This window comes from Burkholderia sp. 567 (assembly GCF_040545115.1).
Lineage (GTDB): Bacteria > Pseudomonadota > Gammaproteobacteria > Burkholderiales > Burkholderiaceae > Burkholderia > Burkholderia ambifaria.
In genome coordinates, this window is sequence record NZ_JBEPLG010000004.1 from 510,230 (window position 1) to 528,882 (window position 18,653).

Annotated in this window: 19 protein-coding genes and 3 pseudogenes; 8 read left to right on the plus strand and 14 right to left on the minus strand. The window is 62.3% G+C overall.

Annotation, left to right across the window (positions count from 1 at the left end; genetic code table 11):
- Positions 1-234 precede the first annotated feature (234 nt).
- Positions 235-474 (minus strand): annotated as a pseudogene (locus ABIC50_RS15650) (LysR family transcriptional regulator); the annotation flags it as partial.
- 152 nt (positions 475-626) lie between these two features.
- Here ABIC50_RS15650 and ABIC50_RS15655 point away from each other — a divergent pair.
- The 4 genes from ABIC50_RS15655 to ABIC50_RS15670 all read left to right on the plus strand — a co-directional run bounded on the left by ABIC50_RS15655 (position 627) and on the right by ABIC50_RS15670 (position 2,921).
- Positions 627-1,286 (plus strand): carbonic anhydrase, encoded by a 660-nt coding sequence (locus ABIC50_RS15655; RefSeq protein ID WP_012372075.1) that lies wholly within the window; start codon positions 627-629, stop codon positions 1,284-1,286.
- Positions 1,287-1,347: 61 nt separating this feature from the next.
- Positions 1,348-1,818 carry a cyanase gene (gene cynS / locus ABIC50_RS15660; protein WP_124657387.1) on the plus strand — a complete coding sequence of 157 codons (471 nt, stop codon included), beginning with the start codon at positions 1,348-1,350 and terminating at the stop codon, positions 1,816-1,818.
- A 145-nt stretch (positions 1,819-1,963) separates the two neighbouring features.
- Entirely contained in the window at positions 1,964-2,443 is a 480-nt protein-coding gene (locus ABIC50_RS15665; protein ID WP_010808884.1) for a nuclear transport factor 2 family protein, read from the plus strand.
- Positions 2,444-2,663: 220 nt separating this feature from the next.
- Positions 2,664-2,921, plus strand: a complete 258-nt coding sequence (locus tag ABIC50_RS15670; protein WP_011660836.1) for a DUF4148 domain-containing protein — start codon at positions 2,664-2,666, stop codon at positions 2,919-2,921.
- Between the two features lie 231 nt (positions 2,922-3,152).
- Here ABIC50_RS15670 and cynR read toward each other — a convergent pair whose 3' ends face one another.
- The 4 genes from cynR to ABIC50_RS15690 form a co-directional block, all read right to left on the minus strand.
- On the minus strand, positions 3,153-4,040 hold the full coding sequence (gene cynR, locus ABIC50_RS15675) for a transcriptional regulator CynR (protein ID WP_012372076.1): 888 nt from the start codon (positions 4,038-4,040) through the stop codon (positions 3,153-3,155).
- A gap of 422 nt (positions 4,041-4,462) precedes the next feature.
- Positions 4,463-5,110: a hypothetical protein gene (locus tag ABIC50_RS15680; protein ID WP_175764542.1), complete on the minus strand. Its 648-nt coding sequence runs from the start codon at positions 5,108-5,110 to the stop codon at positions 4,463-4,465.
- A gap of 199 nt (positions 5,111-5,309) precedes the next feature.
- Positions 5,310-5,789: a nuclear transport factor 2 family protein gene (locus ABIC50_RS15685; protein ID WP_354165192.1), complete on the minus strand. Its 480-nt coding sequence runs from the start codon at positions 5,787-5,789 to the stop codon at positions 5,310-5,312.
- 126 nt (positions 5,790-5,915) lie between these two features.
- Complete coding sequence (locus tag ABIC50_RS15690) at positions 5,916-6,164, minus strand: hypothetical protein (RefSeq protein WP_354165195.1); 249 nt, start codon at positions 6,162-6,164, stop codon at positions 5,916-5,918.
- Between the two features lie 164 nt (positions 6,165-6,328).
- On the opposite strand from ABIC50_RS15690, the gene ABIC50_RS15695 reads away from it, so the two are divergent.
- On the plus strand, positions 6,329-6,916 hold the full coding sequence (locus ABIC50_RS15695) for a TetR/AcrR family transcriptional regulator (RefSeq protein WP_011660841.1): 588 nt from the start codon (positions 6,329-6,331) through the stop codon (positions 6,914-6,916).
- A 594-nt stretch (positions 6,917-7,510) separates the two neighbouring features.
- Here the strand turns inward: ABIC50_RS15695 and ABIC50_RS15700 are convergent.
- From ABIC50_RS15700 to ABIC50_RS15720, 5 genes are all read right to left on the minus strand, one after another.
- The gene (locus ABIC50_RS15700; RefSeq protein ID WP_354165198.1) at positions 7,511-7,912 is read right to left on the minus strand and encodes a hypothetical protein; all 402 of its coding nucleotides are present in this window, start codon (positions 7,910-7,912) and stop codon (positions 7,511-7,513) included.
- Positions 7,913-8,367: 455 nt separating this feature from the next.
- On the minus strand, positions 8,368-8,727 hold the full coding sequence (locus ABIC50_RS15705) for a hypothetical protein (protein ID WP_354165201.1): 360 nt from the start codon (positions 8,725-8,727) through the stop codon (positions 8,368-8,370).
- Positions 8,728-9,186: 459 nt separating this feature from the next.
- On the minus strand, positions 9,187-10,221 hold the full coding sequence (locus tag ABIC50_RS15710) for an alpha/beta hydrolase (protein WP_126223996.1): 1,035 nt from the start codon (positions 10,219-10,221) through the stop codon (positions 9,187-9,189).
- 67 nt (positions 10,222-10,288) lie between these two features.
- Positions 10,289-10,714 (minus strand): organic hydroperoxide resistance protein, encoded by a 426-nt coding sequence (locus ABIC50_RS15715; RefSeq protein ID WP_011880657.1) that lies wholly within the window; start codon positions 10,712-10,714, stop codon positions 10,289-10,291.
- Between the two features lie 226 nt (positions 10,715-10,940).
- Positions 10,941-11,507 (minus strand): TetR/AcrR family transcriptional regulator, encoded by a 567-nt coding sequence (locus ABIC50_RS15720; RefSeq protein ID WP_354165204.1) that lies wholly within the window; start codon positions 11,505-11,507, stop codon positions 10,941-10,943.
- 113 nt (positions 11,508-11,620) lie between these two features.
- Here ABIC50_RS15720 and ABIC50_RS15725 point away from each other — a divergent pair.
- Positions 11,621-11,833 (plus strand): annotated as a pseudogene (locus ABIC50_RS15725) (transposase); the annotation flags it as partial.
- Here ABIC50_RS15725 and ABIC50_RS15730 read toward each other — a convergent pair.
- The 4 genes and pseudogenes from ABIC50_RS15730 to ABIC50_RS15745 form a co-directional block, all read right to left on the minus strand.
- A complete protein-coding gene (locus tag ABIC50_RS15730; RefSeq protein WP_354165207.1) occupies positions 11,822-12,277 on the minus strand; it encodes a hypothetical protein in 456 nt (151 codons plus the stop codon). The pseudogene ABIC50_RS15725 and the gene ABIC50_RS15730 overlap by 12 nt on opposite strands.
- Positions 12,274-12,627 (minus strand): hypothetical protein, encoded by a 354-nt coding sequence (locus ABIC50_RS15735; RefSeq protein WP_354165210.1) that lies wholly within the window; start codon positions 12,625-12,627, stop codon positions 12,274-12,276. Before ABIC50_RS15735 ends, ABIC50_RS15730 begins: the two co-directional genes overlap by 4 nt.
- A gap of 185 nt (positions 12,628-12,812) precedes the next feature.
- Entirely contained in the window at positions 12,813-14,861 is a 2,049-nt protein-coding gene (locus ABIC50_RS15740) for a hypothetical protein (protein WP_354165213.1), read from the minus strand.
- Positions 14,862-14,896: 35 nt separating this feature from the next.
- Positions 14,897-15,279: pseudogene (locus ABIC50_RS15745) on the minus strand (DDE-type integrase/transposase/recombinase); the annotation flags it as partial.
- Positions 15,280-16,217: 938 nt separating this feature from the next.
- Between ABIC50_RS15745 and msrB the strand changes: the two are divergent.
- Together msrB and ABIC50_RS15755 are read left to right on the plus strand one after the other, a co-directional pair.
- Positions 16,218-16,733: a peptide-methionine (R)-S-oxide reductase MsrB gene (msrB, locus tag ABIC50_RS15750; RefSeq protein WP_354165216.1), complete on the plus strand. Its 516-nt coding sequence runs from the start codon at positions 16,218-16,220 to the stop codon at positions 16,731-16,733.
- Between the two features lie 35 nt (positions 16,734-16,768).
- Positions 16,769-18,637, plus strand: coding sequence for a cytochrome c biogenesis protein DipZ (locus ABIC50_RS15755; RefSeq protein WP_354165219.1), 1,869 nt, complete (start codon positions 16,769-16,771; stop codon positions 18,635-18,637).
- The last annotated feature ends 16 nt before the right edge of the window (positions 18,638-18,653 follow it).

Sequence of the window (18,653 nt, forward strand, 5' to 3'; positions counted from 1 at the left end):
CCTTGTCCAGCCAATCCACACGCCGGAACACCGCCCTCTCAGGGCCGGCCCCATGAGTTAACGGCAGATTCGGACAAGAATTGAGTGCCATGGCGACGTTCGCGCCAATGACTCTTGTTCGCCATGAACCGGTCCTCCGATGTTGAGCCGCCGCAGTCTCCGTTGATTTTGGGGCAGCGCTTGTTCTTCACGAAGACCAACAGCCGAATGACCAGGAGGATATCTCGACTGCCGACGCCCGCCCGCATCCAGATCCCGTAGCACGGATTTCGCATAGCGCATCCACGCCGCGCCGGCATCCATGAATTGCACGTTCCGCCCCGAACGGTCTAGCCGCTGAGTGCGCAGCGTGTCTTCCAGTTGACGTATCCGCTGCGACAGCGTGGGCTGCGAAACGTGCAGTGCCTCGGCGGCGTATGTGAAATTGCGGTGTTCCGGGACGGCCAGGACGTAACGGACATCACACAACAGCACGGCGAATTTCCTCGTGTCCGACAACAATTGGTCTTGCCTATGGTTAGCATCACAAACCCGTCTTGGACACTATGACGCAACAGGTCCATTCTCTGTTCAACGCATCGCACTGACCGACGCGGCGACGAACGCCAGACTGAATGGAGCTGACCATGCAAGAGATCATCGACGGTTTTCTGAAATTTCAACGGGACATCATGCCCGCTCGCAGGGAGTTGTTCCGCAAGCTGGCCACCAGCCAGACGCCGCGCACTCTGTTCATTTCCTGTTCCGATAGCCGCATGGTTCCCGAACTGGTCACTCAGCGCGAACCGGGCGATCTGTTCGTAATCCGCAACGCCGGCAACATCGTGCCTTCGTTCGGTCCCGAGCCGGGCGGTGTGTCGGCAACCGTCGAATATGCAGTCGCCGCGCTCGGCGTGACGGATGTGGTGATCTGCGGCCACTCGGACTGCGGCGCGATGACGGCCGTCGCAACGTGCAAGTGCCTCGACCATATGCCCGCCGTCGCGAACTGGCTGCGCTACGCCGACTCGGCGAAGCTCGTCAACGAGGCGCGTGAACATGCAGGCGAGCGCGAGCGCGTCGACTCGATGGTGCGCGAGAACGTCATCGCACAGCTCGACAACCTCAAGACCCATCCCTCCGTTGCACTGGGACTCGCGCAAGGCCGCCTCAATTTGCACGGATGGGTCTACGACATCGAATCCGGCTCGATCGACGCGCTCGACGCCGCGACTCGCCAGTTCGTGCCGCTCGCCGCGCATCCCGATGTCACCGCGACGCCCGCCGAGTGCGTGGCTGCGCTCTGATTCCCGGCTCGTCACACCGACTGCCGATCTCACTAGGTTGATTTACTCAAGGAGCAACATCATGACCCAATCGCAAGTCACACCGAACGCGCGCGAAGCTCTGACGGAAACGATCGTCGACGCGAAGGTGCGCAAGAACCTCACGTTCGAAGCCATCAACGAAGGCACGGGCCTGAGCCTCGCATACACGACAGCCGCGCTGCTTGGTCAGCATGCGCTACCGGAGAATGCGGCGAAGCTCGTCGCGGAACGCCTCGGGCTCGACGACGACGCCGTGCGCCTCCTGCAAACCATTCCCGTGCGCGGCAGCATTCCGGGTGGCGTGCCGACCGATCCGACCGTCTACCGCTTCTACGAAATGGTGCAGGTGTACGGTTCAACGTTGAAGGCGCTGGTTCACGAGAAATTCGGCGACGGCATCATCAGCGCGATCAACTTCAAACTCGATATCCAGAAGGTTCCGGACCCGGAAGGCGGCGAGCGTGCCGTCATCACGCTCAACGGCAAGTATCTGCCGACCAAGCCGTTCTGAACCAATGATGCGAAGACGAAAATTCTTACTGAGCACCGGTGCCGCGCTTGCTTCGGGCGGCCTTGCGCTCTCGGGTTGCACGATGACGGGGCCGGGCTCCACGTCGAGCACCAACAACGCGCTGTACCCCACAAGGAGATCCGAAGTGACTTCACCCGCAGCAATTCGCCCGCCGCTTCCCCCGTTCACGCTGGAGACGGCCATCGAGAAAGTCCGTCTCGCGGAAGATGGCTGGAATTCGCGCGACGCCGCCAAGGTCGCGCTCGCCTATTCGCTCGACACGAAATGGCGCAATCGCGCCGAGTTCGCGAACAATCGAGCGGAAGCGCAGGCGTTCCTCGAGCGCAAGTGGAAAAAGGAGCACGAGTATCGTCTGATCAAGGAACTGTGGGCGTTCGGCGGCAATCGCATTGCCGTACGCTACGCCTACGAATGGCACGACGACTCGGGCAACTGGTTCCGCTCCTACGGCAACGAGAACTGGGAGTTCGGCGAGGATGGCCTTATGCAGCGCCGCTATGCGTGCATCAACGACATGCCCATCAAGGAATCCGAGCGCAAGTATCACTGGCCCCTGGGCCGTCGGCCGGACGATCATCCGGGGCTGAGCGAGTTGGGGCTTTGAAGCCCGGATCGCTACAGCCGCGGTGAGCGATTAGCGCCCAACGATCTGGTTGCGAAGAACGACGGATTGTTGGGCGTGTATTGAAGTTCACTGGTACTGCTCGTTTTGTCGGGCGGTGCGCGAATCTCGTCCGGTGATTCGGCTAGCAGAAACTATGAACCGCAACATCATTACAGTTAGTACTACCTAATTCATATCGAAACAAGGAAAGGGAAACATTATGAACAAGAGCATCCGTCACATTTCTTACGTCCTGTCGGCACTCACGCTGGCTGCTTCCACCACGACCGCGTTTGCTGCCTCTTCCGCAGAAGCGGCTGCACCCGGTTACCACTCCGCTGCACCGTTGATCCAGCGGAACGCGGCGCCGGAAGCCCAGCGCGCACTGACCCGCCGCGACGTGATCAACGAGCTGATCCAGGCCGAGCAGGACGGTACGCTGCAACGCCTGAACGATACGGTTTTCCACGGCTCGTGACGCCAGACCAAGCGGCTGCGACGAAGCGAGTCGTACGCCGCCTCACAAAGTGCGAGTCGCCTCGATGTGTTTATGTCCGGCGGATCGTCAGTTGCAGCATCCAATGGTCAGCAAAAGCGGGCTTCCTGTCGATGATCTCGGCAAAACGCGCTGTTGCGGGCCAATCCCTCGCGCGGCATCAGCTTCAAAGCAAGTTACTCAACTACGCAACGACGGCGATGTCGGGGGTGGTCACGTCGGCTTTCCAAACTGCTCAGTCAGCAGTTGTAAGAACGCCCTGCTTGCCGCAGTGCGATACGCACCCTTGCGCTCTAAGACGGCAGCCGTACGCGTTGGCAGAGGGGGATCGATCGGCACGGGATGTAGGCCCTCTTGCACGCGTGCGATGTGATCAGGGAGAACCGTCGCCAGCTGCCCGCGACGCACGATCTCGACGATTGCACCGACCGTATCCACTTCGATTGCGACAAGCGGTCGAATAGCGTGACGCGCAAAATGCTCATCGATGAACCGGCGCGTCGCGAATGTGTCGTTCAGCAAGACCAGCGGCTCCTTGCCAAAGTCAGGCCCCGCGAGTGCCTTGCGGCGTGCGGCACGCGGGTGGTTGCGGCCTACCACCAGGCTCAGCGTTTCCGCGAAGAGGGGTTGGCTTTCGATGTCGACTGAAAAGGCCGGATGGAATGCGACACCGATATCAAGCCTGTCGTCTGCAAGCTGCGCCTCCATCTGATCCTGTGTGAGTTCGCGGATATCGATCCTGATGCCAGGATGCAGCTGGTGGAAGCCATCGACGACCGGCCCGACCAAGGAAGCCGTAAAGGTCGGCGTTACTGCGAAACGCAGGCTGCCCCGACTCAATTCCGCCACGTCGTGTATCGCCCTCACCCCTGCGTCAAGGTCCTGTAGCGCGAGCTTGGCATAACGCATCCACGCTTCGCCCGCGTCGGTCAGGTGCACAGTTCTGCCGGAACGGTCGAACAGCAGTGTTCCCAGGGTGTCCTCGAGCTGCCGGATCTGCTGCGACAAGGTGGGCTGCGATACATGAAGCGCCTCGGCAGCGCGCGTGAAGTTCTTCTGTTCTGCTACTGCAAGGAAGTAACGGATATGACGTAGCAACACGGGAATTCCCTCACCTATTGGCTATCCCTATCGAATCTATCGAAAACCAGTCTTGGACGCTATTGAAATTGCATCGATCCTTCATCCATCGAATCAAGGCACGCATCCAAGCCGATCATGAGGGAGGTCGTCGATGGGTTGCGGATACGCTGAACCGGGCCGTTAGTACGCACGCGCTGAGGGAAATTATTTTGGTTCGTAGACTTTCCTAATGATCTTCGTTCGAGCGACCATCGTGTCCGCCTTTTCTGCTTGCCCTCGACCTCCCGCTCTGTGTCGTGCGGTCGCGCGCACCTTCGACCGTTCGTTTGCACGGCGGCGAAACGCCGGGCGATGTGTTGCCCGACTCTTACAACAGTGTTGGTCAAAACCACAGTCGTATGCCTGCCCGTTATCGCAGGTGGGTGACCGTGTCCGGCGTTTCAGGAGGCTGCTCCACTTGGACCGAAGACCCGAAAGTTGGAGATGGCATCAATGGAGAACGGACCAGCTTTCAGCTGATTCCACTTCTTGCGAGTTTGCACCCACTGCGCGTGCTTAAATTGTGCAGCGTTTGCTGCATCGTGAAGCGCCGGATATCCAAAGTCGTCGGCATACTCGCGAAGGGCTGCCTGTCGCTCACGCCAATTGCCGGTACCTTGGTTAGCAAACGCGATATGTTCGAGGCACATGTGAAGGACCGTTGCCGCACAGCGTTCGCTCGATGAACGGTCTCTATATGACACAACACGATCAGCAAAGAGAACTGCTGCGTTGTTCTTTTCGATCGCTTCTGCGACGTCAATGTTGAAACCTGGAATGAAATGCGCACTCAAGGCGATGACTTCTTGCTGTTCCGTCGGCAGTGAGGAGTACCAGCCAAGGAAGTGGTCGAGCGGTGATTCAATATTTTCGTTTGACATAATTGAGTCGATCGGCACCAACTCTACCGACTCGGAAGTGGAGCGCGCCGCGCAAGCAAGGCGCGATCCGTATTGCACGAGTTTGGGCGCACCAACCATAATGTCGCTGTGCGGCGTTATTTCGTTATCCTGCTGTTTTGCGATGTCTGCAAAAGCTACGCGCGACATTGAGCGGCTGTTGTGGAGACGTGCGAAAAGCCCCGTTGGCCCTTTTGGGTCCACCCTTGGATTCGAGTGAGAGAGCGAGTGGGGTCTATGGATGCTCCGTCATACCAAACTTCGGGAGGCCGTCGTCGCAGAGACTGCCTCACCGTTGCCTTCGTTTTCCCGCGTACTTCCAATCGAAGCGATACGACCAGCCCAGCTATTAGAGGCCGAGCTCCGACAAGCCGGGATGATCATCCGGCCGACGGCCCAGGGGCCAGTGATACTTGCGCTCGGATTCCTTGATCGGCATGTCGTTGATGCACGCATAGCGGCGCTGCATAAGGCCATCCTCGCCGAACTCCCAGTTCTCGTTGCCGTAGGAGCAGAACCAGTTGCCCGAGTCGTCGTGCCATTCGTAGGCGTAGCGTACGGCAATGCGATTGCCGCCGAACGCCCACAGTTCCTTGATCAGACGATACTCGTGCTCCTTCTTCCACTTGCGCTCGAGGAACGCCTGCGCTTCCGTTCGATTGTTCGCGAACTCTGCGCGATTGCGCCATTTCGTGTCGAGCGAATAGGCGAGTGCAACCTTGACGGCGTCGCGCGAATTCCAGCCATCTTCCGCGAGACGGACTTTCTCGATGGCGGATTCGCGTGTGAAAGGAGGAAGCGGCGGACGGAGTTCAGTGTTGGTCGACATGGTGTTACCTCAGTGGCTGGTGGATGAAGACCCGATACCGGGCCGAAGGGTGGATAAGAGCAGTGCTGCGTGTTCTCGATCGCTTAGTCTGGCGATTAGCCCGTGTGCAGGGCGGACTTCGCTCGCTTACACCGCGAAGGTGATGTAACCGCCCGAGTGCGTCATGATGTGCGCCCAACGCACGGCCGCGTACAGCCCCTCGGCGCATGCAAAGTCGCTGCCGTCAATCGCGACGACCCACTGGTCTTCTTTGAGGCGAAGCGCGAGTCGTTGCTTGTCGACCAGGTCGCTGTACCAGCGCCATGTGGCCGGATTCGACTTATCGGCCTGCAGAGCCTGATGAAGGGCAGTGACTTCGCAATCTGAGGGACACATGACAGTCTCCTTGACGTACCGACCGTGAATGATTGAGACAGGTCTGTCTCAATATTGGTGTAGACAGGTCTGTCTGTCAAGAAATTTCTGTGCCTCTCGGCGCCTGTGCAGAGACAGGTCTGTCTGCCATAATGGAGGCATGATTTGGCAAAAAAGGGGCCGAAATGTCACAACCCTCCGCACGCGACCGGATATTGGAAACCGCGGCGCGCCTGTTCTATCAGGACGGGTTCCGTGCCACGGGCATCGACAAGATCATCGCCGAGTCAGGCGTCGCAAAAATGTCGCTTTACCGGCACTTCGCCTCCAAGAGCGAACTTATTGCAGCGTTCCTGGACCGTCGTCATGAGTTCTGGATGCGCTGGTTTGTCGACGAGGTGGAGGCTCGTTTTGCTCAGCGTGCCGAGTTGTCCGTCGTCGCGGAAGCCCTAGGTGAATGGTTCGCGCAGGAAGACTTCCGTGGTTGCGCCTTTATCAATGTGGTCGCCGAAGCTGGATCGACGGGAGACCCAGGGCACCTTCAGCAGGCCGTATCCCATAAGCACGCGCTTGAGCAGTACATTTCTGAACTCGCTGGCCGCCTCGGGCTCCAGTCGCCTGCTACCGTCGCCGCGGATGCGATGATCTGCGTGGAAGGCATGATTGTGCGCTATCAGGTGACACATGATTCGACAGTGGTGGATTCGGGCAAGCGTGTACTGGCGAGAATCGAAGAAGGCGCGTCGACAAGGCGAAGGTCTAAAGCTGCCTGACGGGGCCATTTCTGCGTGGACGTCAATACCCGTGTCGAGTTTCATGGACGCATAGGCCTCTCATCCAAGTAACAGCTCTTCCAGTTGTACAGAGGCACCCCGCCGTCGTCCAGCGTTCGCGCCACCCGCCTGTGCACTTGCTTCCCGTGTGCACAATCCGGACGCCAATGAAGCAGGTCGGCCGACCCTCTCCATCGGCGTGCGCCGGCGCTTCCCTGCCGGCATCCCGGTCGCCGTGCAGGCACGATCCCGAAGCGCCGCTCAATCAGCAGTGGCTGTCTTACAGTCGCTGGGCGTCCCTATCATCTGTCACGAAATTCCGGCAATTTGCGATCAGTGAGTCCCGACTCACTTACTGCTCATCCAATATTCCGCCCATTCGATTTCAAGGGGATCGCGTCAGAGCGGAGCTCTCCGGCAACCATCGAATGTACGCCGGCTGTAATTCTCGGCATGCTGTCGATGGGGCTGACGCTCGAAACACTGGCTCGTTTAAGGCTAAGTTAAATCTCAGCGCCTCATTATTTTCCGCGCAAGTGCAGAGGCGCCGCAATGAGCGCAATCCCTCTGCCATGGCGTCACACCAGAAGGCGGCTATCTACTTACGGTTACGCTCTTCGCCAGAAGAACAATCCCGCCTCCATATACAGGCTCAATTTCAACGAACACTTTCTCGCCGCGCTTGATCGCAGCGACCTCGCGCTCAACTACCGGTAGCCAGATTGCCTCATTCATCTGGTCACGGGGCACCCCTGACAGCAGAAGCGCTAGCGAGGTCCGGTAATCATTCGGATCACTCATTAAATCCCATAGGAGAACCCTGTCAACGATGCTTTTATCGCGGAACTTTTCGGCGACAAAACGCGCCACTCCTTTCGCAACTAGGGTGAAACGCTGCTTGGCTTGTCCGCGAAAAGAAATGCTGACACCATTATCGTCCTCGGTCAGAACGATCCCAGTGACATGCGCTTCTACGAAATCAGAGAAATCAATCACGGATGAACTCCCGTTTGTCATGGCCTGCGGGGCCATGGAGAATAGGGGCGCCCAGATCGACCCGCTGGATAGCCTGCAGCACGGCCGGCAGGAGCTACACGAGTTCGAGACAGGGCGCCGGGCCCGGCCCTTGCCCGTCACGCGCAGGCTCCACGCGTCGTCCAGTGCGCCGTCGAGTGAGGTGCGCGCGAGCGGGCCGGCGGTCGCCGCGGCGAGTTCGGCACGGCGCAGCCTGATCGCATAGGCGAATAGCAGCAGGTCTGTCTCGATGTCCTCCCGCCTTCGAACACAGTGCGCGCGTACCCGCCGAGAAGTCGCCAGATAGGTCTAGACGTACAGTGCGACGAGCTCGCGTCAGCCGTAGAACGCGTCTGGAGCCACCGTGGGCGCGGAACGCCTCGAGCGTCGGCACGTCCTGGTATTGGGTTGCCGCTTACGTAGGCGTCTAGGCAATCCTAACGATCACGATCCCCCGGAAGAATCGCCGCCATTCCTTTTCCCCAAAAATAGCCAGCCCACAAGCAAACTGGAAATAAAATGTATAGAAAAATTGCGGACCAGTAAATTACAGATAAAATACCGTGTTCTGGTATAACTGCCACCGAGAAAATAACGTCTATCAACCAAAATGGAACACCAAATCCTAAAACACCTCGCCGATAGATAGCTTTCCCGTTTGGTTTATTTCGCGACTCTCTCAAATAGAGAATAGTCCAATACGTGAAAGGAATCCATGATATTGCGGCCAATATCAAAAAAAATGATTTCATTAAATCCTCTGGCGAATTAGTGAAGATAGAAGCAAATGGCGCCACCGATTACCCCTACAACGGCTCCCGCCGCTCCTCCTAACATTGAGCCAGCCATGGCACCGGTAGCGGCCGCGTCCCCAATGGCAACGGCAGAAACGACCGAACCCGCCTCCAAAGCTCGGCACCCGGGCCCCAATCGTCACCAGGAAACTTGATCTCCACAAGGCGCAACAGATTATCAACGTGAGGGCCGCCTTCGCGATCGATGACACCACGGCCGGGCCACCGATCCATCGGACGCTCTACCACAACGACGTCGGGTCGACGCAGAGCGCCAGGTCTCCGGCCGGGCGGGAACGGGTTTGTACTGTGACGCCTGCCGTCGGGATCGGACCGCTGCGATCCGGCCGCCGGTGTCGCATTTCGACGCACCTGTCGCCCCGCTCCCCATGCGGAAGCGGCGGACCCAAGCCCGCCGCTTCGCCGTTCGCATTCGAACCCGTTCGAATGCCGCCCGCAGCCCTACTTCAGCCGCGTCGCGATTTCGTTGGCCATCGCCTTCATCGCCGCCTTGGTCGGCGCATCCTCGGCCAGTGCGTTCAGCAAACCGAAATCGTGAATCGTGCCGTCATATCGCGTGGTCGTCGCATCGACGCCGGCTGCGTCGAGCTTGCGGCCGTACGCTTCGCCTTCGTCGCGCAGCACGTCGAACTGCGCGACCTGGATCAGCGCGGGCGGCAATCCCTTCAACTGCGTGGTGCTCGCACGCAGCGGCGACGCGTAGATCTCGTTGCGTTGCGCTTCGTTCTTCGTATAGGCGTCCCAGAACCACTTCATCATCGGCCGGGTCAGGAAGTGCCCCTGCTGATACGCGTTGTACGAACCGGTATTGAAGTCGTGGTCCGTCACGGGCCACAACAGGCCCTGGAAGCGGATCGCCGGGCCGCCCTTGTCCTTCGCCATCAGCGCCACGACAGCCGCCATGTTCCCGCCGACGCTATTGCCGACCACCGCGAGGCGGCTGCCGTCGACACCGATTTCCGCGCCGTGCGCGGCAACCCACTTCGTCGCCGCATACGCCTGGTTGATCGCGACCGGGTAATGCGCTTCCGGCGACGGCGTGTAGTTCACGAACACCGCGACGGCGCCCGATTGCACCACCAGATCACGCACCAGGCGCTCATGCGTCGGGAAGTCGCCGAGAATCCAGCCGCCCCCGTGGAAAAACATGAACACCGGCGGCGTGCCCGCCGCGCCCTGCGGGCGCACGATCGTGATCGGCACCGACAGGCCGTCCTGCTCGATCGTTCGGTTCGATACGTCGATGCCGGACAGGTCGACCTTTGCGCCGCGCTGGGCATCGACCAGCACCTGACGCGCCTTCGCGGGACTCAGCGTTTCGAGGCCCGGCCCCTTCTGGCCGTTCAGCACGGCGAGGAACCCGCTGGTCGCCGTATCGGGGCGGACGCCGTCGGTGCCGGCGGCAAAGGCGGCGGGGGCGGTGAACACCGCGGCCGCAACGGCAGCGGCGATTAGCAGCGGCTTGACGATCTTCATGATGAGACTCCTTGGTTCAACCGGTGAATGCAATGAATGGCGATGGATTCGTTCGCAGTACGTGCGATCAGACGAGCGTCAGCGTGACGTCGATGTTGCCGCGCGTCGCGTTCGAGTACGGGCAGACGATGTGCGCGCGATCGATCAGCGTTTGCGCGGTTTCACGGTCGAGGCCCGGCAGCGAGATCTTCAGTTCGACTTCGATGCCGAAGCCGTTCGGGATCGCGCCGATGCCGACGCTGCCTTCGATCGCGGCATCCGCGGGGATCGCGATCTTGTCGCGGGCCGCGACGAACTTCATCGCACCGATGAAGCACGCGCTGTAGCCGGCCGCGAAAAGTTGTTCGGGATTCGCCCCGGCGCCGCCCGCGCCGCCGAGTTCGCGCGGCGTGGTCAACTTCAGGTCGAGACCGCTTTCGGGCACCGTGGCACGGCCGTCACGGCCGCCGGTGGCTTTTGCATGAGCGCGGTACAGAACTTTTTCGATCGACATGACAGACTCCTTTTCAATGATGAGTGAGTGAAACAGCCTTCCAACCCGGGATCGCGCATCGACGGCTTGGCGGCCGGCCTCGCGCTTGTTTATCTACCCATAGATAGACATATATCCCCAAAAAATGCGGATGATCGAATTCATCCGCTCGCTTATCTACCTACTACAAGATAGATACCAAACCACAACAAAAGGCGGCGAACCGCCTGTCTACCCGCCCCGTCCGTCAGGACCGGGCTTTCCAGACGCCCTCGACATCCTCGAGACGCGCCCGCGTATGAAACAGCCGGCTGGCCAGCACGCTCCCCTGAAACGCCGCGTACAACGTGCGCGCCGCCGTTTCCGGCTTGCCGCTGAACTGCAGCGTGCGTTCCTTCGCGCCCTGCGCCAGCAACTCGGCGAGCCACTTCTCGTTGGCCTTGAAGAAGGCCTGAACCGCCTGCCGCACGCTCTCCGGCAACGATTCGATGTCCGCCGCGAGCATGCCGCACAGACAGATCTGGTTGCCATCGCCGAGCGTTCTGCCGAACAGCTTCGTGTAGAGGCTGAGCTTGACGTCGGCCGGCAACGCCGGATCGATCGCGCGCATCGCCGCAAGCACTTCGTCGCTGTACGCCGCCACCGCTTCCACCACGAGATCGTCTTTCGACGGGAAGTAGTAGTGGATGCTCGACGTCTTCACGCCTACCAGATCGGACAGGTCTCGATAGCTGAAGCCGTTGTAGCCGCGCAGCATCATCAGCGTGATCGCGTGGTCGAGAATCTGTTCGCGGACGGTCGATTTCGTTTCCATGGATCGAACTTTATCTACTCATAGATAGATAGTCAAGATCTTTTTTATTGGGTGCGATGAAAGGTGACCTCCCCCAAAAGTCGGACACTGATCCAGCCTTTGGGGTGTTTTTCATGGCGAAGTACGAGGAGCGGTTTCGACTGCAGGTCGTTCAGGAATATCTGGGAGGAGAGGCGAGCCCACGCATGCTCGCAGCTCGTCACGGGGTTGGACGCACGGTCATCCGGCGCTGGGTGGCAAGCTACCGGGAGCACGACGTGGCCGGGCTGAAAAGGAAAGTCGCTCAGTACGACGCCCCATTCAAGCTATCGGTGCTACAGCGCATCCAGCAGCAGGGCGACGTCAGCACCCCGCGATCGGCTTAGATATCGAGTCAGCCGGGCTTCGATTTCTGGCATGAGCGGATATTCAGCTGGGTCGCGGTCATACTTCCGTTGAAGCGTGGCGAACGCGACGTCGAAATGTTGCTGCCATGCATTCAAGTACGCCGAATCCGGAAGGTCCAGATTGCGCCGAATCCCATTCGCGAGGTCGCCCGCGAGCAAACCGAAATGTACGACGCGTTGCAGCTCAAGCTTCCAGACGTCAAATGGCGCCAACCGTACTTCCTGCTTGTCGAGCCAATCCGGCATCACGCTGGCGAGGTCACGGGCCATGAACGTACGGAGGGTCAACCCCGTGCGATAGGACGCGAGCTTTCCAGCGTCGAAGTGACCGCCGATCGACCCTGTGTCGGCCAGCCCAAGGTGGGTTCGATACGCGATCGTCAACGGACCCGCGTGACTCGCGGCGCTGAACAGCTTCTGCGCATCAACCGGTCGATCCAGGGCCGGGGCAGTCGCAACTGATCGGCGTTCCAGGCCAGCTGCTGGACCGCCCACTGACCTTCAACCAACCGATCGGTGGGGTCCATCACGCGCTCCCAGTACCGGCCGCGCACATCGCCCTGCTTCTCGCGAGCCCGAAGGATCACCTCCTGATCCGCCGAACAGAGCACCGCCATCGCGAGGCCCTCGATCGCCTGACGTGCGATGTTGCCCGAGGCCGCGGCCTTGCCGGCCAGCAGCAGCTTGGTCGACACCACGATGTCGTCGAACACGCCATGCACGAAGCCGTTCACCAGATCGGTACGCGGCTCGGGGCGCGCGGCGGCTGCCTGGCGGAGCGAGCGAACCTGCCCTCACGCACCACGCACAAGTGTCAAAGGAGGATTGGCCGTGGCATCGCCCGGCGGCTTGGTTCATGCCGCCGGGCAGCCCGGCCATCGCGGCGTGCTCTCCTTTATGGAAGGCCGCGGTCAGGCCGTCAGGGCGTGCCTGCCTGGTAACACGATTGCGAGCCGCTCGTCTGATAGATGAGCCGGTAGCCGCTCGTTGCCGTTGCGTTCGCGTGCTTCGAGGCCAACGTGAGCAAGCCTTTGTGGGCCGGCGACAGCGGCCGGATCACATAATCGGCGAGATTCGGATCGGTCAGTACCGCATCCGCGCCGATGATGCGCCGCACATGCGACAGGTGCTCGGCATACCAGCCGAGGAACGGCCGATAAGCGGGACCGGCATAGTGGCTGTCAATGATCATCCACGGATCGTGACCCGGCTGGCCGAGATTGGCCGCGCTGTCGCCCGGGCCGAGCAGCGCGAGAAAGTCGCCGCCGAGGCGCGAGTCCGGCCGGCCGATGCGGCTCAGGTCGTACTTCGCGCGATCCGGACCCGCCTGAAGGTCGCTGAAACGCTTGCCGGTCCAAGTGATCACATGCGCGAGCTTGAAGTCCGCAGCGAAAGCGCCCGTGCCTACGATCTTTTTCTGCGTAATGTACAGCAGGTCGCCCGGCAACAGGTATTGCTCCGTCGACGAAAGATTGCCGCGATTGATGTCGAGCAGGACGCCGGTCAGCAGATCCGTGCCCGAAGACGTCGTGCTGCACGCCTGCACGCCGATGGCGCCCGACAGCTGATTGGTCGCAAGCCCCGCAAAGTTGTAGACCCAGGACGTGAAATTCGAGCAGTCCGCGCCGTTCCACATCAGCGCCGAGGTGATGACGGGCGGTGTTTGCTTCGAATCCGTCTGCACGCTTTGCGAGCCGTCGGCGCCGCGCTGCGCGGTGCAGGTCAGTTTCGGGGCGTTCGGATCGACTGGGCCGCCGTCCGTCGGGGCGGGCGGCGATTCGCGGTAGTTGGTTTTCCCGGTGTTCTCCGGCGGCGTCCAACCGGGAATGTGATGGTGGCAGTAGTTCAGGTTCTGATCGACCCAGTAGTTCTCGATTGCCATCACCAGTTCGCGCCGGAACGTGTCTTGATCGTGGCACGTCGATGGCGCGGAGATCGTGCCATAGATCGCCGCGTGCGGTCCCCACGTGCTGGTGGTCGGATATGTCGACCAGTTGGCGGCCGTCATGCCCGGTAAGAGCGACGCTTGCACACTGTTCTTGCGTCCCTCGAAAAGCGACCGGTTCTGCTCGAGCAGCGCAACGCGGTCTCCACATGCATTGGCCTCCGCGCTGGCCGTCTGGGGACCGGCCGCCTGTGTCGTGCCGAGCATAGCGAGCGCGGTGACGCCCGAGCGGTTCAGCGGATTCGTCGAGAAGCCGAGCGCGCCGGCGCTAACATCGCACGTGTCGTCGGCGGGCGCCGAGACCGTGCCGTCGGCTGTCACGTCGCCAGCGCCAGAGTGACACGCGGCTAGCGTATCGCCTTTCGCCGATTGCGCGACGATGTTCTGCACGCTCGTTGCCACGCTCGCGCCGTTGTCGGTGCGGCTCTGCGATTCGGCACCCAGCGCGAACGCCATGCGGTTGCCGTCAGCAATGGTATTCAGGGTCGCGCCGACGGCGACGAAGGCGGGCACCGTCTGCTGAGGATCGACTCCGCCAAGGAACGCCGATACGCGCGTAGACGCGGCCGCGACGTTCGACGCGGTCAGGGCGCCCGCCGCCAGCGCGTCGACGACGATTGCGCTCGAGTAGGGCGAAAGGACCATCGTCGACGGTGCGCTGAGATACACCGCCGACAGCGAGGTTTCGCCGGGCGCGCTAGTGGCGCCGGTGGCTTCCTCTGTGTAGCTGCCGCCGGTCGATTTTACGAGCAGCGGCCAACGCAGCGTGCCCGGCAGCACGAAGTGGCCGTCGGCATCGGTGACCGTAGTGGCGAGCGGCGTGGCCGCGATGTGTCCATCGGCGTCCACGGCATACGCCGCGACTTGCGCGCCGGAGACGGCGCCGAGATACACGTTGCCGTTGATCGGAGGTTGCTGATCGACCGCGCCGCCGCACCCGGCAACCGCGACACACAGCGCGGCGAGGACGGCGGAGTTCGCGATGCTCGTAGTCAATGCGTCTGGAACGCGCGGAAAGTGCATGGCTGTCTCCGGGTTGGATGAATCTTTTAGGAATGTTAACGGCACATTCCGAGACGGCTTGAGCGAATCGAGGAATCGAGACTCCTCCGATATCCCGCGGCCGGCGCCAGTCCGTTATTGAACTGATGCGGCTGTATCCAGTTGTACCGGTGCATCAGGTAGTGGCTAATATCCCGGTGTGCTTCCTGCGCCGACATATACGCCCCTGACGGCAGCCATTCCGTCTTGAAGCTGCGGAACAATCTTTCCATCGGCAGTTGTCCCAACAATTTCCTCGACGGCTCATGCTCTGCTGTATCCGATAGCGCCAGAGGCGCTGACGGAATTTGCGGCTTGCATATTGACCGCCTTGATCCGAGCGAAACAGCAAGCCTTCCGGTCGACCACGTTGCTCATAGGACATCTCCAACGCCTGCACGAGGACAATCAGAAAGGCAATGATGCCGCCGACGATGAACGTTGAAATCGCGGCGCGGCCGCGGCGCGGGGACGAGTTCGGTCATCGTGTCAGGAATGGAGGAATCGGCGGGCCGGCGCGCGCCAGCAGTGGCCACGTTACCGGAATCTCGGCACCGGCGGAACCCTGCTGGTCGCTCCCCCAATTCTCTCCGCACCGCGGAGAGAATTCAGCCACCGGCCCGCCGAGGCCCTCGCCCGTCACCGCGCTAAATGTGGGCGCTCGCAATTGAGCTTCGGCACCGCCACAGACCAAGCCACCCCTCCAGTCGCCCCCGCACGGATCGGAAAAACCTCCAAGCCCTCGGCGCCCGCGCCGAGCATACAGAAGCACCCCGAGCGTAAAGCTTTGGCACGATGTCCCAAAATGAAGGGGAACATAGCCCTTACTATGTTCCCCTTCACCCTGCCGGATCCGGCTCGAAATGGATCACTCGGGCGGAGCACATCGCGGCGCTCTTTCACTACACAACGGCGCACGGCCTAGCTCGCCTCCTGAAGTTTCTACGTAGAAACTGTGAAACTTCCGCGCCCACACGCGCACCGACCATCGGTCGCGCCAGCTTGCAAACTCATTCCCCTATCAATGCGCATCAGCGCTCGGTGTGATTCGCGACCGCAGTCAAACAACGCTCATGCCCCAGTCCGATTCGGATTCGCCACGCCACTCGACGAACACTAAAAAACACTAAAAATCGCGGCGCAAACTGGCGCGCGGTACATATCGGCGGCGCGCCCGCTCGAAGGCCCCTGCCAGTCGGCGCTTCGACGGATTCCACCGCCCCCCCTCGCCAAACACCCCAACCATCACAAATCCTTTAACTTTCCGTGAGGACTTAGACACCGGCCGCTGCCTACTCTGTGCGCATGTTTTCAGGACCCTGCTTCAAGGAGCCCGTCATGCCCACCCGCAGACATCTGCTGTTCGCCGGCGCCGCCGGCCTCGCCACGCTCGCGGCGCTGTCGTCGGCTGGCCGCCGTGCGCTCGTCGGCCGCGCGTTCGCCGCGCCGCCCGTCGCCCCGTTCGAAATCACCCGCAGCGACGCCGATTGGCGCCGCCGCCTCACGCCCGCCCAATACACGGTGCTGCGCAATGCCGGCACCGAGCCGCCGTACAGCAGCCCGCTGAACGCCGAGCACCGCCGCGGCACGTTCGCGTGCGCCGGCTGCGACCTCGCGCTGTTCTCGTCCGACACCAAATTCGACAGCCACACCGGTTGGCCGAGCTTCTGGAAGCCGCTCGACCACGCGGTCGCGACCGCGACGGATCCGTCGTACGGAATGGCGCGCACCGAAGTGCACTGCCGCCGCTGCGGCGGCCACCTCGGCCACGTGTTCGACGACGGCCCGCCGCCCACCGGCCTGCGCTATTGCATGAACGGGCTCGCGCTCGCCTTCCACCCGGCAGCCGCCTGATGCGCCGCCGCTTCTGAACGACCGGAGACTGCCCCATGCTGCTCATCGTCCTCGCCTATCTCGGCGGCGTCCTCACGATCCTCAGCCCGTGCATCCTGCCCGTGCTGCCGTTCGTGTTCGCGCGCGCCGACCAGCCGTTCGTCCGTACCGGCCTGCCGCTGCTGATCGGCATGGCGCTCACGTTCGCTGTCGTCGCGACGCTTGCCGCCGTCGGCGGCGGCTGGGTCGCGCAGGCCAACCAGGCTGGCCGCTGGCTCGCCATCGTGCTGCTCGCGGTGTTCGGCCTGACGCTGCTGCTGCCGCGTTTCGCCGAACACCTCACGCGCCCGCTCGTCGCGGCCGGCAACCGGCTCACCGGCTTCGCGCAGCGCGACGGCCGCCCGGCAGGCCCCCTGTCGTCGTTGCTGCTCGGCGTCGCGACCGGCCTGTTGTGGGCGCCGTGCGCGGGCCCGATCCTCGGGCTCGTGCTGACCGGCGCCGCGCTGCGCGGGGCGAGCGTCGGCACGACGGTGCTGCTGGTCGCGTATGCGGCCGGCGCGGCGACGTCGCTCGGGGTCGCGCTCGTGATCGGCGGCAAGGTGTTCGCCGCGATGAAGCGCTCGCTCGGCGCCGGCGAATGGATCCGGCGCGGGATCGGCGTGGCGCTGCTGGCTGGCGTCGGCGCGATCGCGCTCGGCCTCGATACCGGTGCGCTCGCGCAACTGTCGACGGTCACGACGGGCAGCCTCGAGACGAAGCTCGTCGACCGGCTCGGCGGGCGCTCGAATGGTGCGCCGGCCGCCATGTCCTCGACGAGCAACACCGGCAACGCCGGTAGCGGCACGGCGAGCGGCGCGATGATGGCCGCGGCGACCGATGGCGCACCGGCGGCCGGCAGCGCGATGATGCGCACGGCCGGCACGACGCCCGCGATGCAAGCGGCGGCGCTGCCCGTCGAAGGCACGCTGCCGTCGCTCGACGGCGCCGTGCAGTGGCTGAATTCGCCGCCGCTGACCGCAGCCGGCCTGCGCGGCAAGGTCGTGCTCGTCGATTTCTGGACGTATTCGTGCATCAACTGCCTGCGCACGCTGCCCTACACGACCGCGTGGGCGCACAAGTACGCGCCTTACGGGCTGGTCGTGATCGGTGTGCACGCCCCGGAGTTCGCGTTCGAGCGCGACATCGGCAACGTGAAGAAGGCGGTACATGACCTCGGCATCGACTACCCGGTCGCGATCGACAACGGCTATGCGATCTGGCGCGCGTTCGGCAACGAATACTGGCCCGCGCACTACTTCGTCGACGCGCAAGGGCGGATCCGCCATCACCACTTCGGCGAAGGCGAATACGCGCAGTCGGAACGCGCGATCCAGTCGCTGCTCGCCGAAGCCGGCCACCCGGAAGCGCTAAACGTGCCGATCGGGCTCACCGGCGCGCCCGCGAAAGGCGCGCTCGCGGCAGCCGACAGCGCGGACGTCCGCTCGCCCGAAACCTATGTCGGCTATGCGCGTGCGGAAGACTTCACGTCGCCGGGCGGCGTCGTGCGCGACGCGTCACACCGCTACGACGCGCCCGCTCATCCCGACCTGAACGACTGGGGCCTCGCCGGCACGTGGCAGGTCGGCGCCGAGCGCGCGACGCTCGCCGCGCCGGCCGGCAGGATCGTCTACCGCTTCCATGCGCGCGATCTGCACCTCGTGCTCGGCCCGGGGGCGAACGGCAAGCCGGTGCGCTTTCGCGTGACGCTCGACGGCACGGCACCCGGCGCGGCCCACGGCGCGGACGTCGACGCGCAGGGCTACGGCACCGTCACCGGCCAACGCCTGTATCAGTTGGTGCGGCAGCCGGGCACGATCGCCGACCGCACGTTCTCGATCGAGTTTCTCGATCCGGGCGTCGATGCGTATGCGTTCACGTTTGGTTGAGTGCCGCGGCCCGGAC